The 18,901-nt window shown below is 75.0% G+C and carries 20 protein-coding genes; 18 read left to right on the top strand and 2 right to left on the bottom strand.

The window, feature by feature from the left end:
- Positions 1–108: 108 nt before the first annotated feature.
- Positions 109–1,857, top strand: a complete 1,749-nt coding sequence (locus ACI79E_RS17015) for a proline--tRNA ligase (protein WP_456933750.1) — start codon at positions 109–111, stop codon at positions 1,855–1,857.
- Positions 1,858–1,861: 4 nt separating this feature from the next.
- Here ACI79E_RS17015 and ACI79E_RS17010 read toward each other — a convergent pair whose 3' ends face one another.
- Entirely contained in the window at positions 1,862–2,806 is a 945-nt protein-coding gene (locus tag ACI79E_RS17010; RefSeq protein ID WP_456933749.1) for a helix-turn-helix domain-containing protein, read from the bottom strand.
- A 233-nt stretch (positions 2,807–3,039) separates the two neighbouring features.
- Between ACI79E_RS17010 and ACI79E_RS17005 the strand changes: the two genes are divergently transcribed.
- From ACI79E_RS17005 to whiG, 16 genes are all read left to right on the top strand, one after another.
- Positions 3,040–5,214, top strand: a complete 2,175-nt coding sequence (locus ACI79E_RS17005; protein ID WP_456933748.1) for a molybdopterin-containing oxidoreductase family protein — start codon at positions 3,040–3,042, stop codon at positions 5,212–5,214.
- Positions 5,215–5,346: 132 nt separating this feature from the next.
- Entirely contained in the window at positions 5,347–5,781 is a 435-nt protein-coding gene (gene rpsP / locus ACI79E_RS17000) for a 30S ribosomal protein S16 (RefSeq protein ID WP_456933747.1), read from the top strand.
- Between the two features lie 3 nt (positions 5,782–5,784).
- Positions 5,785–6,021, top strand: a complete 237-nt coding sequence (locus ACI79E_RS16995) for an RNA-binding protein (protein WP_012949998.1) — start codon at positions 5,785–5,787, stop codon at positions 6,019–6,021.
- Between the two features lie 37 nt (positions 6,022–6,058).
- Positions 6,059–6,607 carry a ribosome maturation factor RimM gene (gene rimM / locus ACI79E_RS16990; RefSeq protein WP_456933746.1) on the top strand — a complete coding sequence of 183 codons (549 nt, stop codon included), beginning with the start codon at positions 6,059–6,061 and terminating at the stop codon, positions 6,605–6,607.
- The gene (gene trmD / locus ACI79E_RS16985) at positions 6,604–7,350 is read left to right on the top strand and encodes a tRNA (guanosine(37)-N1)-methyltransferase TrmD (protein WP_456933745.1); all 747 of its coding nucleotides are present in this window, start codon (positions 6,604–6,606) and stop codon (positions 7,348–7,350) included. The genes rimM and trmD overlap by 4 nt, the downstream gene beginning before the upstream one ends.
- The gene (locus ACI79E_RS16980; RefSeq protein ID WP_456933744.1) at positions 7,347–7,847 is read left to right on the top strand and encodes an NUDIX hydrolase; all 501 of its coding nucleotides are present in this window, start codon (positions 7,347–7,349) and stop codon (positions 7,845–7,847) included. The genes trmD and ACI79E_RS16980 overlap by 4 nt, the downstream gene beginning before the upstream one ends.
- Positions 7,848–7,992: 145 nt before the next feature.
- A complete protein-coding gene (gene rplS, locus ACI79E_RS16975) occupies positions 7,993–8,349 on the top strand; it encodes a 50S ribosomal protein L19 (protein ID WP_456933743.1) in 357 nt (118 codons plus the stop codon).
- A gap of 63 nt (positions 8,350–8,412) precedes the next feature.
- The gene (lepB, locus tag ACI79E_RS16970) at positions 8,413–9,390 is read left to right on the top strand and encodes a signal peptidase I (RefSeq protein ID WP_456933742.1); all 978 of its coding nucleotides are present in this window, start codon (positions 8,413–8,415) and stop codon (positions 9,388–9,390) included.
- Positions 9,391–9,690: 300 nt separating this feature from the next.
- On the top strand, positions 9,691–10,404 hold the full coding sequence (locus tag ACI79E_RS16965) for a LuxR C-terminal-related transcriptional regulator (RefSeq protein WP_456933741.1): 714 nt from the start codon (positions 9,691–9,693) through the stop codon (positions 10,402–10,404).
- 380 nt (positions 10,405–10,784) lie between these two features.
- Positions 10,785–11,552, top strand: a complete 768-nt coding sequence (locus tag ACI79E_RS16960) for a ribonuclease HII (RefSeq protein WP_456933740.1) — start codon at positions 10,785–10,787, stop codon at positions 11,550–11,552.
- Positions 11,549–11,869: a DUF2469 domain-containing protein gene (locus tag ACI79E_RS16955; RefSeq protein ID WP_097208899.1), complete on the top strand. Its 321-nt coding sequence runs from the start codon at positions 11,549–11,551 to the stop codon at positions 11,867–11,869. The genes ACI79E_RS16960 and ACI79E_RS16955 overlap by 4 nt, the downstream gene beginning before the upstream one ends.
- A 122-nt stretch (positions 11,870–11,991) precedes the next feature.
- Positions 11,992–12,351, top strand: coding sequence for a YraN family protein (locus ACI79E_RS16950; RefSeq protein WP_456933739.1), 360 nt, complete (start codon positions 11,992–11,994; stop codon positions 12,349–12,351).
- Positions 12,348–13,868, top strand: a complete 1,521-nt coding sequence (locus tag ACI79E_RS16945) for a YifB family Mg chelatase-like AAA ATPase (RefSeq protein WP_456933738.1) — start codon at positions 12,348–12,350, stop codon at positions 13,866–13,868. The genes ACI79E_RS16950 and ACI79E_RS16945 overlap by 4 nt, the downstream gene beginning before the upstream one ends.
- The gene (gene dprA, locus ACI79E_RS16940) at positions 13,865–15,124 is read left to right on the top strand and encodes a DNA-processing protein DprA (protein ID WP_456933737.1); all 1,260 of its coding nucleotides are present in this window, start codon (positions 13,865–13,867) and stop codon (positions 15,122–15,124) included. The genes ACI79E_RS16945 and dprA overlap by 4 nt, the downstream gene beginning before the upstream one ends.
- Before the next feature lie 76 nt (positions 15,125–15,200).
- The gene (locus ACI79E_RS16935; protein WP_456933736.1) at positions 15,201–16,136 is read left to right on the top strand and encodes a tyrosine recombinase XerC; all 936 of its coding nucleotides are present in this window, start codon (positions 15,201–15,203) and stop codon (positions 16,134–16,136) included.
- 117 nt (positions 16,137–16,253) lie between these two features.
- A complete protein-coding gene (gene whiG / locus ACI79E_RS16930; RefSeq protein WP_456933735.1) occupies positions 16,254–17,054 on the top strand; it encodes an RNA polymerase sigma factor WhiG in 801 nt (266 codons plus the stop codon).
- A gap of 12 nt (positions 17,055–17,066) precedes the next feature.
- On the opposite strand, the gene ACI79E_RS16925 is transcribed toward whiG, so the two are convergent.
- A complete protein-coding gene (locus ACI79E_RS16925) occupies positions 17,067–17,561 on the bottom strand; it encodes a M23 family metallopeptidase (RefSeq protein ID WP_456933734.1) in 495 nt (164 codons plus the stop codon).
- A gap of 306 nt (positions 17,562–17,867) precedes the next feature.
- On the opposite strand from ACI79E_RS16925, the gene rpsB reads away from it, so the two are divergent.
- On the top strand, positions 17,868–18,794 hold the full coding sequence (rpsB, locus tag ACI79E_RS16920) for a 30S ribosomal protein S2 (protein ID WP_456933733.1): 927 nt from the start codon (positions 17,868–17,870) through the stop codon (positions 18,792–18,794).
- Positions 18,795–18,901: the final 107 nt, after the last annotated feature.

Raw genomic sequence — 18,901 nt, 5'->3', positions numbered from 1 at the left:
GGGAGCGGGGGCCGGAGGCTCCCCGAGCAGGAACGGGCGGTGGGGGCTCCGCGGCGCTGCGGGAGGGCACGTGGTCGCGGTGTCGGCCGGTAGGCCGACAATGTGGTCGTGCTGCTGCGGATGTCGACCCTGTTCCTGCGGACCCTGCGTGACGACCCGGCCGACGCGGAGGTGCCGAGCCACCGCCTGCTGGTGCGGGCCGGCTACATCCGGCGCGCGGCTCCCGGTGGCTTCACCTGGCTGCCGCTGGGCTACCGGGTCTTCCGCAACGTCGAGCGCGTCGTCCGCGAGGAGATGGACGCGATGGGCGCGCAGGAGGTGCACTTCCCGGCGCTGCTGCCGCGCGAGCCCTACGAGGCGACCGGCCGCTGGACCGAGTACGGCGACAACCTGTTCCGGCTGACCGACCGTCGCGGCGTCGACCACCTGCTCGGCCCCACGCACGAGGAGATGTTCACGCTCCTGGTGAAGGACCTGTACTCGTCCTACAAGGACCTCCCGCTGTCGCTGTACCAGATCCAGACCAAGTACCGGGACGAGGCGCGGCCCCGGGCGGGCCTGCTGCGCGGCCGCGAGTTCACGATGAAGGACAGCTACTCCTTCGACGTCGACGACGCCGGCCTGGACAAGTCCTACGCCGCGCACCGCGACGCCTACATCAGGATCTTCGACCGGCTGGGCCTGGAGTACGTCATCGTCTCGGCCATGTCGGGCGCGATGGGCGGCTCGAAGAGCGAGGAGTTCCTCCACCCGACCGAGATCGGCGAGGACACCTTCGTCCGCTCGGCCGGTGGCTACGCCGCGAACGTGGAGGCGGTCTCCACCGTCGTCCCCGACGAGGTCCCGCTGGACGGCCTGCCGGCGGCGCACGTCGAGGACACCCCGGACACCCCGACCATCGAGACGCTGGTGGCGGTGGCGCAGCAGCTGTTCCCGGACGCCGGGTACACGGCCGCCTCGACGCTGAAGAACGTCGTCGTCACCCTGGTGCACCCCGACGGCACGCGCGAGCCGCTGGTCATCGGCATCCCCGGTGACCGGGAGGTCGACGCCAAGCGCCTGGAGGCGCAGGTCGCCCCGGCCGAGGTGGAGCCGTTCACCGAGTTCGACCGGCACCCGGAGCTGGTCAAGGGCTACATCGGCCCGCAGGTGCTGGGGGCCGACAGCCCGTCGGGCATCCGCTACCTCGTCGACCCGCGCGTCGTGACGGGCACCCGCTGGATCACCGGCGCCAACGAGGCCGGCAAGCACGTGTTCGACCTCGTCGCCGGCCGCGACTTCACCTGGGACGGCGTGGTCGAGGCCGCGGAGGTGCTGCCCGGGGACCCCGCGCCCGACGGCTCCGGGCCGCTGGAGCTGGCCCGCGGCGTGGAGATCGGCCACATCTTCCAGCTCGGCCGCAAGTACGCCGCCGCCCTGGGCCTGGAGGTGCTCGACGAGAACGGCAAGCTGGTCACGGTGACGATGGGCTCCTACGGCATCGGGGTCTCCCGCGCCGTGGCGGCGATCGCCGAGTCCACGCACGACGAGCTCGGGCTGGTGTGGCCGCGGGAGATCGCGCCGGCCGACGTGCACGTGGTGGCCACCGGCAAGGACGCCGCGGTGTTCGAGGCCGCCGAGGCGCTGGCCGGCCAGCTGGTGGGGGCGGGGCTCACCGTGCTCCTCGACGACCGCCCCAAGGTGTCGCCGGGTGTGAAGTTCAAGGACGCCGAGCTGCTCGGGATGCCGACGATCGTCACCGTCGGCCGCGGCCTGGCCGGTGGCGTGGTGGAGCTGCGCGACCGGGCCACCGGCGAGCGCGAGGAGGTCCCGGTGGCCGAAGCCGCGGCCCGCGTGCTGGCCGCGGTCCGCGGCTGACCGGTCAGCCGCCCCGGCTCAGCGCCCGGTAGGCCGACGGCGTCACGCCGTAGGCGGCCCGGAAGGCCCGGCCGAACACCGACGGGTCGGCGAACCCGCAGCGGTGCGCGACGGCGCCGAGCGACAGCTCCCGCGCACCGCTGCGGGCCAGCTCCTCCCGCGCCCGCTCCAGGCGACGGCGCCGGACGTAGCGGGCCACGGTGTCCTCCTCGCCGGCGAACAGCCGGTGCAGCTGGCGCACCGAGACGAAGTGGGCGGCCGCGATCGACCGGGGGTCCAGTCCGGGGTCGGCCAGGTGCTCCTCCACGTGCGCCCGCACCGCTGCCAGCAGGTCACGGTCCGAGCGGGCCGTCCCGGACGGGACCGCCCCGGCGCCGGCGGCGGTCGTGACCAGCTCGAGCAGCTCCCCGGCGAGCCGGTCCCCGGGGTCGGCCCCTCCGGCGTCGTCGCTGTGCACCAGGTCGGTGAGCATGCGGCCCAGCACGCCGGTGAAGCCCGTCCGGCCGTCCATCCGGCGGGCGGTGAGCTCGTGCGCGGGCGCCGCCGGGTCGGGCCGGCACCACGTGAGCACGAGCAGCGACCAGGACGACCGGCCCGGCGCGGCCCGCAGCTCCCAGGAGAACGGGCGGCCGGTCACGTAGACGGCGTAGTCACCGGGGTCCAGCCGGCAGTCGCGCCCGTCCTGCTGCAGCCGCGCCGCGCCCTGCTCGAGGAGCCCGACCTGCACGAAGTGCCGGGGGTCGGACCGCGCCAGCCCCGCCGTGCGGCTGGCCAGCTGGTCCACCGACCGCACCCGGGACAGCTGCAGCGACCCCACCGCCCGGCTGGCCACCTCGCCGGCGAGGAGGCCGTCGGTGGCGGGGGAGACGTCGAGGTCCACGAAGTGCTCGCCGAGCAGCTCCCGCCAGGACCGGACCCCGGTGGAGCGGGCGGTCGTCGATGTCGGCATGGGGCCTCGCTGACGGTCGGCCGCGCGCGCCCGCGCGGCACCGGTCCTGACCAGGCGGACGACGGTCCGAGGGGGAGGCTGCCACGCGGCGCGCCCCCGCGGAAGGCGCGGCCGGACCCGGGGTCCGGCGCTGGACGACGAGCACCCGGCACGCGACGTCGAGTCCGCGGCCTGCCGGCGCGCCACGATCGGCCCCGACGCCGGCGGGCACCGCCCCGAGCGAGGAGGCCACCATGACGCTGACCGACCTGCCGATGCCCGGGACCACCACGGTGCACGGCGCCTGCCCGTGCGACTGCCCCGACACCTGCGCCCTCGAGGTGACCGTCGAGGACGGCGTCGCCACCCGGGTGCGGGGCGACCGGTCGCACCCGTTCACCCGCGGCGGGCTCTGCGTGAAGATGAACGACTACGAGCGCACCGTCTACAGCCCCGACCGCGTGCTGTACCCGATGCGGCGGACCGGGCCCAAGGGCAGCGGCCGGTTCGAGCGGATCTCCTGGGACGCCGCCCTGGACGAGATCGCCGCCCGCTTCACCGAGATCGCGCAGACCTCCGGCCCGGAGGCGATCATGCCGGTCAGCTACCTGGGCACCCAGGGCATCCTCAACGGGCTCAACGTCGGCGACCCGTTCTTCAACCGGCTGGGCGCCACCATCAGCGAGCGCACCTACTGCGACTCCGGCTCGTGCACGGCGTACGCCATGACGGTGGGCGCGACGGCCGGGGTCGACCCGGAGTCCTTCGTGCACGCGCGCTACATCGTCATCTGGGCGAACAACATGCTCAGCACCAACCTGCACCTGTGGCCGTTCGTGGCCGAGGCGCAGCGTCGCGGCGCCAAGGTCGTCGTCATCGACCCCGTCCGGCACCGGACGGCGCGACACGCGGACTGGTACATCCCCATCCGTCCTGGCACGGACGGCGCGCTGGCGCTGGCGATGATGCACGTGATCATCGGGGAGGGGCTCACCGACGAGGACTACGTGGCCCGGTACACCGTGGGCTTCGACGAGCTCGCCGAGCGGGTGCGGCAGTACACGCCCGAGTGGGCCAGCGGCGAGACCGGCATCCCGGCCGAGGACATCCGGACCCTGGCCCGCGAGTACGCGGCGGCCAGCCCGTCGGTCATCCGCATCGGCGTGGCGATCGAGCGGCACGCCGGCGGCGGGCAGACGGTTCGGGCGATCTCCTGCCTGCCGGCGCTCACCGGCGCGTGGCGCCGGCCCGGCGGCGGTCTGCTGCAGCTGCCGCTGTGGGCGTTCCCGGTCAACTGGCCGGCCTTCCTCGGCGCGGAGTTCATCCGCCCCGGCACCCGCGTGGTCAACCAGTGGCTGCTCGGCCGCGCGCTCACCGGGCAGCTGGGACTGGACCCGCCGATCCGGGGGCTGATGGTCTACAACAGCAACCCGCTGGTGGTGTGCCCCGACCAGGACGAGCTGGTGGCCGGGCTCGCGCGGGAGGACCTCTTCACCGTCGTCAGCGAGCACTTCGCGACCGACACCGCGGACTTCGCCGACATCCTGCTGCCGGCGACCACCCAGCTCGAACAGCGGGACCTGATGTTCTCGTGGGGGCACCTCTACGTGACCATGAACACCCCGGCGATCGAGCCCCTCGGTGAGGCGGTGTCGAACACCGAGCTGTTCCGGCGGCTGGCCGCCCGGATGGGGTTCACCGAGCCCGTCTTCACCCGCACCGACGAGGAGATGGTCGCCGCGGCGTTCGACTGGTCCGCCCCCGTCATGGAGGGCATCACCCCGGAGTCCCTCGAGCGCGACGGCTGGGCGCGGCTGCGCCTGCCCGGGCCGGACGAGTACGCCCCGCACGCCGAGGGCGGCTTCCCGACGCCGTCGGGGAAGGTGGAGTTCCTCTCCTCGGCCGCCGCCGGCGGGAACTTCGTGCTGCCGCTGTTCCGTCAGGGCTCCAACGAGCACCAGCCCGGTGAACCGGTCGACCCGCTGCCGCACTACGTGCCGCCCCGCGAGGCGCCCGGCTCCGGGCCCTACCCGCTCACGCTGCTGTCACCGAAGTCGCACGCCTACCTCAACTCCAGCTTCGCCGACCGGCCGGGGCAGCAGCGCGTGCAGGGCGGGGACACCGTCGTCCACGTGCACCCGGCCGACGCCGCGGCCCGGCACCTGGACGACGGCGCCCGGGTCTGCGTCGTCAACGACCGGGGCCGGTTCACCGCCCGGCTGCAGGTCACCGACGACGTCGCGCCGGGCGTCGTGGTGTCGCCGATGGGTGGCTGGCGCAAGCACGCCGGCGGCGCCACGGTGAACGCGCTGAGCCCGTCGGTGTTCGCCGACCTGGGCCGGGCGCCGACCTTCTCCGACAACCTCGTCGAGGTGCAGCCGGCACCGGCGGAACCGGCCGGGGAGCCCGCCGGGCGGGATCTGGCATGATGGTGGGTCGAACACGGCGGTGGGCGGCCCTCTCACCGTTGCCGGCCGTGTCCAGCCGCACCGCCCCCGGCGTACCCCCACGCGCCGCACGGGCGGGCACACGACCTGCGTTCGAGGAGAACACCACACACCGTGGCCACCAAGATCAAGCTCATGCGCCTGGGCAAGATGCGCGCGCCGTACTACCGCATCGTCGTCGCCGACGCCCGCACCAAGCGGGACGGCCGCTCGATCGAGACGATCGGCAAGTACCACCCGAAGGAGGACCCCTCCTACATCGAGGTCGACTCCGAGCGGGCGCAGTACTGGCTGGGTGTCGGCGCGCAGCCGACCGAGGCCGTCGCCGCCATCTTCCGGGTCACCGGTGACTGGCAGAAGTTCAAGGGCGAGCCGGCCCCGCCGCCCATGAAGGTCGCCGCCCCGAAGCCGGACAAGAAGGCCCTCTACGAGGAGGCCGTCCGCAACTCCGGTGGTGAGGAGCCGGCCGCCGGTGCCACCACGCCGAAGAAGAAGGCCGCTCCCAAGGCCGACGACGCGGCTCCCGCCGCCGAGACGCCCGCCGAGTAAGACGTGCTCGAAGAGGCGCTCGAGCACCTGGTCAAGGGCATCGTCGACCACCCCGAGGACGTGACGGTCGACCTGCTCAGCAACCGCCGCGGCAAGACCCTCGAGGTCCGGGTGCACCCCGACGACCTCGGCAAGGTCATCGGCCGTGGCGGCCGCACCGCCAAGGCGCTGCGCACCGTGATGACCGGCGTCGGGGGGCGCGGCCTGCGGGTCGACGTCGTCGACACCGACGGGCGCTGAGCCCTCTCCGCGCCGTCCAGCGCAGCCGCCAGCGACGTTGAGCGCAGACGCCAGCAACCCCACCGACACCGTGGTGGTCGGCCGCATCGGCCGGCCCCACGGTGTCCGTGGTGAGGTGACCGTCGAGGTCCGCACCGACGACCCCGACCTCCGGTTCGAACCGGGCACGGTGCTGATGACCGACCCGGCCGACCGTGGGCCGCTGACCGTCACGGGACGGCGCTGGCACCGCGACGTGCTCCTCCTGCAGTTCGAGGGACCCGGCGGCCGGGTGGTCGACAGCCGCGAGGTCGCCGAGGAGTACCGCAACACCGAGCTGCACGTCCCGGTCACCGACCTCCCCGAGCTCGAGGACCCGGACTCCTTCTACGACCACCAGCTGGTCGGCCTGACCGCCCGCCTCCCCGACGGCACCGTGCTCGGCGAGGTCGTCGCCGTGCGGCACGAGGGCGCCGACCTGCTCGTCGTCCGCCGGGTCGAGGGCGGCCAGCTGCTGGTGCCCTTCGTGACGGCGATCGTGCCCACCGTCGACCTGGCCGGTGGCGTCGCCGTCGTCGACCCACCCGAGGGGCTGCTGGACCTGTGACCCGGGAGCCCTTCCGCGTCGACGTCGTCACGATCTTCCCCGAGTACCTGGCGCCGCTGCGCCAGTCCCTGCTGGGCAAGGCCGCCGAGCGCGGTCTGGTCAGCATCGGCGTGCACGACCTGCGGCAGTGGACCGACGACGTCCACCGCACGGTCGACGACTCGCCGTACGGCGGCGGTCCCGGCATGGTGATGCGCCCCGAGCCGTGGGGCCGGGCGCTGGAGGCGGTCCGTCCGCCGGGCACCCGCCTGGTCGTGCCGACCCCCGCCGGGCGGCCCTTCACCCAGGCCACGGCGGCCCAGTGGGCCACCGAGCCGGGGCTGGTGTTCGCCTGCGGTCGCTACGAGGGCATCGACCAGCGGGTCGCCGACTGGGCGGCCGACGCCGGCCCCGTGTCGGAGGTCTCGATCGGCGACTACGTGCTCGCCGGCGGTGAGTCCGCCGTGCTGGTCATGGTCGAGGCGGTCACCCGCCTGCTGCCCGGCGTCGTCGGCAACCGGGAGTCCGTCGAGTACGACTCGCACGCCGACGGCCTCCTGGAGGGGCCGTCCTACACCCGCCCGGCCTCCTGGCGGGGGCACGACGTCCCCCCGGTCCTCCTCTCCGGGGACCACGCCGCGATCGCCCGGTGGCGGCGGGCGGAGTCCCTGCGCCGGACCGCGGCCCGGCGTCCCGACCTGCTGGCCGCCCTGCCCGAGGAGGCCCTGGCGCCCGGCGACCGGGCGGTGCTGGACGAGCTGTGACCGACCGGCCGTGGGTGCGCCCGACCGCGCGGGTCGTGGTCCTCGACCCCGCCGGGCGGGTGCTCCTGCTCGGCGCCCGGCTGACCGACCCCGCCGTCCCGCCCGGCGACGTGCTGTTCTGGTACACCCCCGGCGGCGGTGTGGAGGACGGCGAGAGCGTCCGCGAGGCCGCGGTCCGGGAGCTGGCCGAGGAGATCGGGCTCGTCGTGGCACCCGGTGACCTGGAGGGCCCGGTGTGGTTCCGGCGACACGTCGGGCCGTTCGCCGGTGTGCAGATCGACTCGCGGGAGACCTTCTTCGTCCTGCGGGACGTCGTCCACGAGGTCGACCCGCGCGGCCGCACGGAGCTGGAGCTGCTGGGGGAGGAGCCGCACCGGTGGTGGAGCGCGGCCGAGATCGCCGACGAGGCCGCCGAGTTCGCGCCGCGCGAGCTCGCCGCCCTGCTCCCGGAGCTCGTCGCCGGCCCGTGGACGGGGCCGCCGCGCTTCGTCGCCTGAAGATGTGGCACAGTAGAGAGCTGCTGCGGACCGTCGGCCCCTCGACTCCGGCCTCCTCACGGAGCGCAGCTCCCCGGATCGGACAGCCGGGGCCGCTCGCTGTCCGCACCGCAGAAGACGCAACCGCTAGGACAGGACTGCCGAGATGAACACCCTGGACGTACTCGACGCCGATTCGCTGCGCGACGACATCCCCGAGTTCCGCCCGGGCGACACCGTCAAGGTGCACGTGCGCGTCATCGAGGGCAACCGCTCGCGCATCCAGGTCTTCCAGGGTGTGGTCATCCGCCGTCAGGGCGGTGGCATCCGCGAGACCTTCACCGTCCGCAAGGTCAGCTTCGGCGTCGGCGTGGAGCGCACCTTCCCGGTGCACACCCCGGTCGTCGAGAAGCTCGAGGTCGTCACCCGCGGTGACGTGCGTCGCGCCAAGCTGTACTACCTCCGCGAGCTGCGCGGCAAGGCCGCCAAGATCAAGGAGAAGCGCGAGACCGTCTCTCGCTGACACGCACCGGGCCGTACCCGGCCTGACCGCGGCGGGTCTCCCGCGGCCGTACGCTGGCTCTCGATGAGCAGTGACCGGCCCGGGAGGCCCGCCGACGTCGTTCCGGAGGGCGAGGAGCCCCGCGGGGCCGCAGCCGCCCAGTCCGCCAGTGGCGGCTCCGTCGGCGACGACACCGGGCCCGTCGGCCCCGTCTCGCGCCGGCAGCGACGGCGGGAGCGTCAGCAGACGCAGAAGAAGGGCTCGCTGCTGCGGGAGCTGCCCGTGCTGCTGCTCGTGGCGTTCGTCCTCGCCCTGCTGGTGAAGACCTTCCTGGTGCAGGCCTTCTTCATCCCCTCGGGGTCGATGGAGCAGACGCTGCACGGCTGTCCGGGGTGCACCGGTGACCGGGTGCTGGTCAACAAGGTGCCCTACTGGTTCGGCGAGCCCGAGCCCGGTGACATCGTCGTCTTCGAGGGGCCCGACACCTGGTCGCCCGAGGTCGACGTGGCCGAGCCGAGCAACTGGTTCTCCGGTGCGCTGCTGTGGCTCGGCCGGGCGATCGGTGTGGCCCCGCCGAGCGAGGACGACTTCGTCAAGCGGGTCATCGCCACCGAGGGCCAGACCGTGCAGTGCTGCGACGCCGAGGGGCGGGTGACCGTCGACGGCGAGCCCTTGGACGAGCCCTACATCTACCAGGACTCCCCACCGGAGAGCCGGGCGTTCGGCCCCGTCACGGTGCCCGAGGGCCGGCTGTGGGTCATGGGCGACCACCGGTCGGCATCGGCGGACTCCCGGGTCCACGTGGGCGACCAGTACGCCGGCACGATCGGGGTGGACGACGTCATCGGCAAGGCCGCGCTCATCGTCTGGCCCCTGGAGCGCTTCGACACCCTGGGCTCGCCCGACATCCAGGGCCTGGAGGCCTCGGCGCCGGCTCCGGGGCGCGCCGTGCCGGAGTCCGGTGTGACCGCGCTGGCCGCGCCCTACGCGCTCGGCCTGGTCGGCGCCGTGCCGGTGACCGCCTGGCGACGTCGCCGCCGCCGGCGAGCCGGCCGACCCTGACCGGTCCACCCCGTCCGAGACCCGTCCTCCCGTCCGAGACCCGTCCTCCCGTCCCGGGAGGGCGGGTCTCGTGCTCTCCGGCGGGCCGGCAATGGCGGACGGACGAATGGCGTCGTCATGTCGACATCCATTCGGCGATGACCTTTCCGGTGTTTTCCGTGTGACGACGACTACGGGAATCGACCTCCCCGGATGCCGTCGATAATTCGTCCGAGAATTCTTGGGAAAGCGTTCAAGCAACGGTCTCACCCGTCCGATGGACATTGTGAGAGTTCCCGATTGCGTGAAACGGAGTCAGTTGTGTCCGCACCCCTGGGTAGCACCGCCCGCGGCGTCACCCGCGTGCTCATCCTCGCCGACGCCCCCGTCCTGCGCCGGGGCCTGGTGAGCATGATCAACGAGACCGCCGGCATGCAGTCGGTCGGGACGCCGGGCGAGCTGCGCCGGGCGCTGACCCTCTTCGAGACCGCCCGTCCGGACGCCGTCGTCGTCGAGCTCGGGCACGGTCGCGCCGCCACGCTCAACGCCTGCCGCGACCTGCGCCGCCGGAACCCGCGGGTGACGATCGTCGCCGTCGGCACCTCCGAGGACCCCGCCGTGGTGAACGAGGCGCTGGCCGCCGGCGTCCGCGGCTACCTGCTGATCAACACCTCGCCGACCCTGCTGGGGTGGGCGATCCTGGCCGCGCGGGCCGGCCGCACCGTCGTCGACCCGCAGATCCGCCGCGTCGAGCCCTCCGCCACCCCGGCCGCCAAGCCGTTCACCCCGGAGGTGCCGCTCACCCGTCGCGAGTCCGACGTCCTCGACGAGCTGATCCAGGGCCAGTCGAACCGGCAGATCGGCCGCAACCTGTTCATCAGCGAGGACACCGTGAAGTCCCACGTCAAGGCCATCCTGCGCAAGCTGGGTGCCCGCGACCGGGCGCACGCGGTCTCCCTGGTGCTCTCCTCGCGCAACGGCGGCTGCACCTGCGGCGCCCACAGCCTCGCGCCGGCCGCGCCCGCCGAGGTCTGATCCCCCGACTCCGGGTCCCGCCGGCGGCGCCGCCGCCGGTGGGGACACCGGGACGCCCGTCCGGACCGTCCGCCTCCTCGGTGGTCCGCCGGGTACGACCGGGCCCTGCGGGCCCGACGGTCCACGGGCCGGCCCCCTCTGACCCCGGGGGCCGGCCCGTGGCGTCTCCACCGCGGCCCGGCCGCCCGCGACCCCGAGCCGCCCGGCCGCTCGAGCGCCCGGCGGACCCGCCCGGCGCCGCCCGACGTCCCCGCCCGTACCGCCCGGCGGACCCGTCCGGCGCCGCCCGACGTCCCCGCCCGTACCGCCCGGCGGACCCGTCCGGCGCCGCCGGGGGAGGACGCCGTCCTGTCGCCCCCGGGTCGTACTGTCGGAGCGCGATGGTCCTGCGATCCACCCCCGCTCCCGGCGCGCGCCCGCGGAAGGCGACGCCGGTCGAGGACCGCCCCGACGCCCTGTGGGAGATGGAGCGGTCGCTGCGCCGCCGCGGCTTCGCCGCCATCGCCGGGGCCGACGAGGCCGGCCGCGGCGCCTGTGCCGGGCCCCTCGTGGCCGCCGCGTGCGTGCTGCCCCCCGGCCGTCGCGGGCGCGTGCCCGGACTGGCCGACTCCAAGCTGCTGTCCCCGGTCACCCGGGAACGGGTGCACGACGAGATCCTGGACCGGGCCGTCGCCTGGTCGGTCGTCGTCATCCCGGTCGCCGACCTCGACGCCCGGGGCATGCACGTCACCAACATCGAGGCGCTGCGGCGGGCCGTGTGGAACCTCGACCCGGGCGCGGACTACGTGCTGACCGACGGCTTCCCTGTCCCGGGGCTGGCCCGCCCCACCCTCGCGGTCTGGAAGGGCGACCGGGTGGCAGCCTGTGTGGCGGCGGCCTCGGTGCTCGCGAAGGTCACCCGGGACCGCATCATGCTCGACCTGCACGAGCGCTGGCCAGAGTACGACTTCGCGGGCCACAAGGGCTACATCACCGACGTGCACACCGCCGCCCTGGACCGTCACGGCCCCTGCCCGGAGCACCGCATGCGCTTCGTCAACGTCGCCCGGGCCCGGGCCGCACACGCCGAACGGGCATCCCAGCTGACCGGCTCCGCCGCCATGGTCGATGATGGGGCCATGCGCCATGTGTCCGGAGAGCCACGATGAGCACCGAGGACCTGGAGAAGTACGAGACCGAGATGGAGCTGCAGCTCTATCGCGAGTACCGGGACATCGTCCGGCAGTTCACCTACGTGGTGGAGACCGAGCGGCGCTTCTACCTGGCCAACGCCGTCGACCTCCAGGTCCGGGAGGCGGGGGGCGAGGTGTACTTCGAGCTGAAGCTCTCCGACGCCTGGGTCTGGGACATGTACCGGCCGGCGCGGTTCGTGCGCAACGTGCGGGTGCTGACGTTCAAGGACGTCAACGTCGAGGAACTGGACAAGCCCGACCTCGAGCTGCCCGAGGGGCCCCGCCTCACCTGACACCCCTGCAGGCTGCCCGAGTCCGGTGACCGGGGGCCGCCGCGTGTCCACAGGGGTGTGCGGCGTCCACAGGTCGGCCGAGTCGGTGGCGGCGGGGCCCGCACGCGTCCGACGGTCGGCGGGTGCGAACGACATCCGATCTCGGCGCCCACGGCGAGCGCATCGCCGCCGCCTTCCTCACCGACCGTGGGCTGCGCGTCCTCGACCGGAACTGGCGCTGCCGGGACGGTGAGCTCGACATCGTCGCCCGCGAGGGTGACGCCCTCGTCTTCTGCGAGGTGAAGACCCGCCGGGCGGTGGGCTTCGGTCACCCCGTGGAGGCGGTGGGGCCGGTCAAGCAACGCCGGCTCCGGACCCTCGCCCAGCGGTGGCTGGCCGCCCACGACCAGCACGCACCCGAGCTGCGTTTCGACGTCGTCGGGGTGCTCGTCCGGCCTGCGGGGCCGGCCCAGGTCACCCACCTGCGGGCGGCGTTCTCGTGACGCTGGCCCGCACCTGGTCGGTCGGGCTGGCCGGGGTCCACGGCGCCGTGGTCGAGGTCGAGGTCGACATGTCCGCCGGCGTCCCCGGGGTGGCCCTCGTCGGCCTGCCCGACGCCGTGGTGCGCCAGTCGGTCGACCGCGTGCGCGCCGCCGTGGTGAACACCGGAGGGCGCTGGCCGATGCGCCGCATCACGATCGGGCTGTCGCCGGCGTCGATGCCCAAGCAGGGCAGCGGCTTCGACCTCGCCCTGGCCATGGCCCTGCTCGCCGCGGACGGCGCGGTCCCGGCGGGGTCGGTGGGTGGCCTGGTCCTCCTCGGCGAGCTCGGCCTCGACGGCTCGGTGCGCGCGGTCCGGGGCGTCCTCCCGGCGGTCCTCGCCGCCGCCCGGGCGGGCCACCGGACGGTCGTGGTGCCGGCGGGCAACGCCGAGGAGGCGGCCCTGGTCGACAGCGTCGACGTGCTCGCGGTCGGCACGCTGGCCGAGCTCGTCGCGCACGCGAAGGGGGTGGCCGCGCTGCCCCGGCACGCCCGACGTCCCCTGCCCCCGCCTGCACCGGGCGCGGACCTGGGGGACGTCGTCGGCCAGACCGTCGGGCGGCGCGCGGTGGAGGTGGCCGCGGCCGGCGGGCACCACCTGTTCCTGACCGGGCCACCGGGCGCGGGGAAGACGATGCTGGCCGAGCGGCTGCCCGGTCTGCTGCCGGAGCTCGACGAGCAGGCCGCCCTGGAGGTCACCGCGATCCACTCGGTGGCCGTCACGCTGCCGCCGGACGCCCCGCTCGTCACGCGTCCGCCCTTCGAGGCCCCGCACCACTCTGCGACGATGGCCGCGCTGGTGGGCGGCGGCTCCGGCCTGATCCGTCCCGGCGCCCTGTGCCGGGCCCACCGTGGCGTCCTCTTCCTGGACGAGGCGCCGGAGTTCCCGAGAGCCGTGCTCGACACGCTGCGCCAGCCCCTGGAGCGGGGGCAGGTCACCATCTCCCGGGCCGGCGGCGCGGCCACCTTCCCGTGCCGTACGCAGCTGGTCCTGGCCGCCAACCCCTGCCCGTGCGCCAGCGCAGCCGGGGACGCCGCCTGCACGTGCAGCGCCCTGGAGCGACGGAGGTACCGGTCCCGGCTGTCGGGTCCGCTGCTGGACCGCATCGACCTGCGCGTGGAGCTCCCGGCGGTCACCCGTGCGGCCTGGCTGGAGGCCGGCGCGGCGCCGGAGCCGACCGCCGTGGTGGCCCGGCGGGTGCACGAGGCACGGGCAGCGGCCGCGGCCCGGCTCGACGGCACCGGCCTGACGCTCAACAGCTCCGTCCCCGGCCGGATGCTGCGCGACCGCTGGTCACCGCCGCGGCCGGCGCTGCGCCTCGTCGAGCGGGCCCTGGAACGGGGCGCGCTGTCGGTCCGGGGCTACGACCGGGTGCTGCGCGTGGCCTGGACCCTCGCCGACCTGGGTGGCCGCACGGTGCCCGGCCCCGACGACGTCGCCGAGGCCCTGGGCATGCGGCTGCAGCGGGTGGCGGCATGAGCGCGCTGCCGAGCCTGGACGAGGAGATGGAACAGGGGCTCGTCGAGCCGGAGGGCCCCGCTGGGGGCGCCTCACCGGCGGTGCGCCGGGCACGGGCCTGGCTCAGCCGGGCGGCCGAGCCGGGGAGCGTCGGCTTCTGGCGGTTCGTCGACGACGCCGGACCGGTGGAGGCCGTGCGGCGGCTGCGGGCCGGCCGCGCGCCCGACGCCGTCCGGGCGCTGGTGGGCGCCCGGGTGGACCAGGACGCCACGGCGGCCGACGTGCTGCGGGCCGACCGGTGCGGAGCCCGGCTGGTCGTCCCCGAGGACGACGAGTGGCCCGGCCTCCTGCTGCACGCGCTCACCGTCGCGACCAGCGAGGAGCCCGACGACGCCCGGCACCAGTCGCCGCGCACCGCCGCGCCCGTCCCGCCGCTGGCGCTGTGGGTCCGCGGGCCGGCCCGCCTCGACCAGGTGGCCGAGCGCTCGGTGGCGGTCGTCGGGTCCCGGGCCTCGACCGCGTACGGCGAGCACGTGGCCGGGGAGCTCGGGCACCAGCTGGGGGAGCGGGGATGGACCGTCGTCTCCGGCGGTGCCTTCGGCATCGACGCGGCGGCGCACCGGGGCGCGCTGGCCGCGGGAGCGCCGACGATCGCCGTCCTCGCCTGCGGGATCGACCGCGTCTACCCCGCGGCGCACGGTGCCCTGCTCCACCGCATCGCCGAGGAGGGGCTGCTGGTCAGCGAGTGGCCGCCGGGCGCGGCTCCGCACCGGCACCGCTTCCTGGTCCGCAACCGGCTCATCGCCGGGCTCACCCGCGGCACGGTCGTGGTGGAGGCGGCCGCACGGTCGGGCGCGCAGGCCACCGCGCGGCGGGCCGGCCGGCTGGGGCGGCCGGTGCTGGTGGTGCCGGGGCCGGTCACGTCGGCGATGTCGGTCGGGTGCCACGAGCTGCTGCGCGACACCGAGCTCGGTGCGGTGCTGGTGGGCAACGCCGCCCACGTCGTCGAGGCGGTCGGCCGGCTGGGGGAGGACCTCGCCGAGCGCCCGCCGCGACCGGCCGACGCCCGCGACGAGCTGTCCGACGTCGCGGTGCGGGTCCTGGACGCCTGCCCGGTGCGCAACGGCGTCAGCCCGGAGCGCCTGGCCGCCACGGCCGGGTGCGACGTCCTCGACGTCCTCCGGGTCCTGCCCGCCCTCGAGCTGGCCGACCTGGTGGAGCGGACCGCCACCGGCTGGCGCGTCGCGCGACCGGAGGAGGGCCGCGAGCGCCGGTGACCGGGGGGTGCCGCGCGCGGGAACGAGGTCGGCGCGGCGGCTTGACCCCCGGCGGGCGGCGACGGACGGTTCCGGGGTGACCGCCCGGACCGCCGACGCGCGCGCCGCCCTGCCCCCGGCGCTCGGCGAGGCGCTGTCGGGGTACGAGGACCACCTGCGCACCCAGCGGGACCTGTCCGAGCACACCGTCCGCGGTTACGTCGGTGACGCCGTCTGGCTGCTGGACCACCTCGCCCGCCGCGGCGGCACCCGCGTCGACGACCTCGACCTGGCCACGCTGCGCAGCTGGCTGGCCCAGGGGCGCACCCGCGGCGCCGGCCGGGCCACCACCGCCCGGCGGGCCGCGGCCGCCCGGTCCCTCACCGGCTGGCTGCGGCGCGCGGGCCTGACACCCGAGGACGTCGGCCTGCGGCTGGTCAGCCCCAAGAGCCACCGCACCCTGCCCGACGTGCTGGCACCGGACCAGGCGCGCACCGTGCTGGAGTCCGCAGCGGACGCCGAGGAGCCGGTCGGGCTGCGCGACGCCCTGGTGCTCGAGCTGCTCTACGCCAGCGGCATCCGGGTCAGCGAGCTGGTCGGGCTGGACGTGGACGACGTCGACCGGGGCCGCCGCCTGCTGCGGGTGCTGGGCAAGGGCCGCAAGGAGCGCAGCGTGCCCTACGGCGTCCCCGCCGAGCGCGCCCTCGACGCCTGGCTCACCCGGGGCCGGCCGGCCCTGGCCACCCCCGACTCCGGTCCCGCCCTGCTGCTGGGGCGTCGCGGCCGCCGGCTGGACCCCCGCGAGGCGCGGCGGGTCGTGCACAGCGCCGTGGCCGCCGCACCGGGCGCTCCCGACATCGGGCCGCACGGCCTGCGGCACTCCGCCGCCACGCATGTGCTCGAGGGCGGGGCGGACCTGCGCTCGGTGCAGGAGCTGCTGGGCCACGCGAGCCTGGCCACCACCCAGATCTACACGCACGTGACGGTTGAGCGCCTCCGTGCCGTGCACGCCCAGGCGCACCCGCGCGCCTGAGCGGAGTGCTCCCCGCGTCTGACACAGTTGGAGTGCGCTCGATCGAGTCGCCCCACACCGCAGTGCCCATCCCCGAGGCCGCCGACGGCAGGCCTCCGACCAGTCGGGAGAGCGACCGTGCCCGAGGCCACCATCCACCGGCGTGACGAGACCCACGGCGACGCCGACGCAGCGTTGGCCGAGCTGTGGGCCACCTACGTCGCCGGCCGCGACCCCGGCCTCCGCGACCGGCTGATCCTGCACTACGCCCCGCTGGTGAAGTACGTCGCCGGCCGGGTGGGCAGCGGCCTGCCCGCGCACGTCGAGCAGGCCGACCTCGTCTCCTACGGGACCTTCGGGCTGATCGACGCGATCACCCGGTACCAGCCCTCACGCGAGGTGAAGTTCGAGAGCTACGCGATGTCGCGCATCCGTGGCGCGATCATCGACGAGCTGCGCAGCACCGACTGGATCCCGCGCTCGGTGCGGATGAAGGCCCGGCAGTTCGAGCGGACCGTGGCGACCCTCGAGAGCCGGCTGCGCCGCAGCCCCACCGACGAGGAGGTGGCCGCGGAGATGGACATGGACGTCGAGGAGGTCCGCAAGTTCCTCGGTCAGCTGTCCCTCGTCAACGTGGTCGCCCTCGACGAGCTGCTATCCGACGACGAGGGTGGCGCGCCCCGGCTGGTGGACACCCTGCAGGACACCAGCGCGCTGGACCCGCAGGCCATGGCCGAGCACGGGGAGGCCCGCCAGCTCCTCGCCCGCGCGGTGGAGCAGCTCCCCGAGCGGGAGAAGGTCGTCGTGAGCCTCTACTACTTCGAGGGGCTCACCCTCGCCGACATCGGGCGCGTCCTCGGCGTGACCGAGAGCCGGATCTGCCAGCTGCACACCAAGGCCGTGCTGCACCTGCGTACCAAGCTCGCCGACATCGCCTGAGGGCCCGACCCCTCAACCCATCGGCAGCAGCCGCACCTCCGGCGGGCGGAGCAGCGTCAGCGGGTCCAGGTAGGTCTCGCCGCGGCGCAGCCCCCAGTGCAGGCACGCCGCCACCGGGCAGCCGTCGTGCCCATCGGCGAGCGTGCCGATGGGGGAGCCACGTGTCACCACCTGCCCGGCACCGACGCCCGGCGTGACCGGTTCGTAGGTGGTGCGCAGGCCGCCGGGGTGGTCGACGCTCACCACCGGCCGCCCGGCCACCATCCCGGCGAAGACGACGACGCCGTCCCCGGCGGCCAGCACCGACGCGCCGGGGGAGCCGGCCAGGTCCACGCCGCGGTGCCCGGCGCCGTAGCGGTCCGGTGGCGGGTCGAAGGGCCGGGTCACCGCGCCCTCCAGCGGCCGCACCCACAGCGCGACCGCGGCCGGCGCGACGGGTTCGGCGACGGCGGGTGCCGGCGCCAGCAGCCAGACGGCGGCCAGCAGGACGACGGGGAGGGCGCGCACCGGGCCACCCTCCGCCGGGAGGGGAGCCGGCGGCCCCGATCCGCGGGGACTGTGGACGGACCCGGCCGTCGGGACGACCTCCGCGGGCGGGGCGTATGCTGCTCGGTGCGACCCGTCTCGTGCGGGTCGACTTCGCGCGTCCTCATCCCTGCCGCACGGCGGCGGGGCGGTCGCCACCTCGGTCCCCACGGTCCTCCCGCGGGGTGGTGTGGCGCCCGGACGCCAGGGCGGTGCACCACCCGGTGCCCGCGACAACCGAGGAGCGCGGCCGCCCGGCGGCCGCGCGCACACAGGAAGGCTGCGGCCATGGCAGTCGTCAGCATGAAGCAGCTGCTCGACAGCGGCGTGCACTTCGGGCACCAGACCCGTCGCTGGAACCCGAAGATGAAGCGCTTCATCTTCACCGAGCGCAACGGCATCTACATCATCGACCTGCAGCAGACGCTCGGGTACATCGACAACGCCTACGAGTTCGTCAAGCAGACCGTCGCCCACGGTGGCTCGATCCTGTTCATCGGGACCAAGCGCCAGGCGCAGGAGGTCATCGCCGAGCAGGCGCAGCGGGTCGGCATGCCCTACGTGAACCAGCGCTGGCTGGGCGGCATGCTCACCAACTTCCAGACCGTGCACAAGCGCCTCCAGCGGCTCAAGGAGCTCGAGGACATGGAGCAGACCGGCGTGCTGGTCAGCCTGTCCAAGAAGGAGCAGCTGGTCCTCAGCCGCGAGAAGGCCAAGCTCGAGCGCAGCCTCGGCGGCATCCGCGACATGCAGAAGGTGCCCAGCGCCGTCTGGATCGTGGACACCAAGAAGGAGCACATCGCCGTCGGTGAGGCCCGCAAGCTGGGCATCCCGGTCGTCGCCATCCTCGACACCAACTGCGACCCCGACGAGGTCGACTACAAGATCCCGGGCAACGACGACGCCATCCGCAGCGCCGCCCTGCTCACCCGCGTGATCGCCGACGCGGTCGCCGAGGGCCTCATGGCCCGCTCGGCCGCCCAGGCCAACGCCGGCCGCGAGGAGGGCGAGCAGCCGGCCATCGGCGGCGACGAGCCGCTGGCCGACTGGGAGCGCGAGCTGCTCACCGGCCAGCAGGCCGACGCCGGTGCCACCCCGCTGCCGGAGACCCCGGCCGAGCAGCCGCAGGTCTCCGCGAACGAGGTCGCCCCGGTCGAGGGCGTCCCCGCCACCGGCGACACCGCGACCGGCACCCAGGGCGCCCAGAACGGCTGAGGCGCGGGGGGGGGGGGCCCCCCCCCCCCGCCCCCCGGCCCCCCCCCCCCCCCCCCCCCCCCCCCCCCCCCCCCCCCCCCCCCCCCCCCCCCCCCCCCCCCCCCCCC

It is taken from the genome of Geodermatophilus sp. SYSU D00079 (assembly GCF_054050635.1).
This window is presented reverse-complemented; position numbering and strand designations above follow the sequence as displayed.

What these genes read in the sequence shown, in the direction of transcription:
- ACI79E_RS17010 (WP_456933749.1), bottom strand. Translation starts at nt 2,806, where the DNA reads ATGCCGACATCGACGACCGCCCGCTCCACCGGGGTCCGGTCCTGGCGG.
- ACI79E_RS17005 (WP_456933748.1), top strand. Translation starts at nt 3,040, where the DNA reads ATGACGCTGACCGACCTGCCGATGCCCGGGACCACCACGGTGCACGGC.
- rplS (WP_456933743.1), top strand. Translation starts at nt 7,993, where the DNA reads ATGAACACCCTGGACGTACTCGACGCCGATTCGCTGCGCGACGACATC.
- lepB (WP_456933742.1), top strand. Translation starts at nt 8,413, where the DNA reads ATGAGCAGTGACCGGCCCGGGAGGCCCGCCGACGTCGTTCCGGAGGGC.
- ACI79E_RS16960 (WP_456933740.1), top strand. Translation starts at nt 10,785, where the DNA reads ATGGTCCTGCGATCCACCCCCGCTCCCGGCGCGCGCCCGCGGAAGGCG.
- ACI79E_RS16955 (WP_097208899.1), top strand. Translation starts at nt 11,549, where the DNA reads ATGAGCACCGAGGACCTGGAGAAGTACGAGACCGAGATGGAGCTGCAG.
- dprA (WP_456933737.1), top strand. Translation starts at nt 13,865, where the DNA reads ATGAGCGCGCTGCCGAGCCTGGACGAGGAGATGGAACAGGGGCTCGTC.
- rpsB (WP_456933733.1), top strand. Translation starts at nt 17,868, where the DNA reads ATGGCAGTCGTCAGCATGAAGCAGCTGCTCGACAGCGGCGTGCACTTC.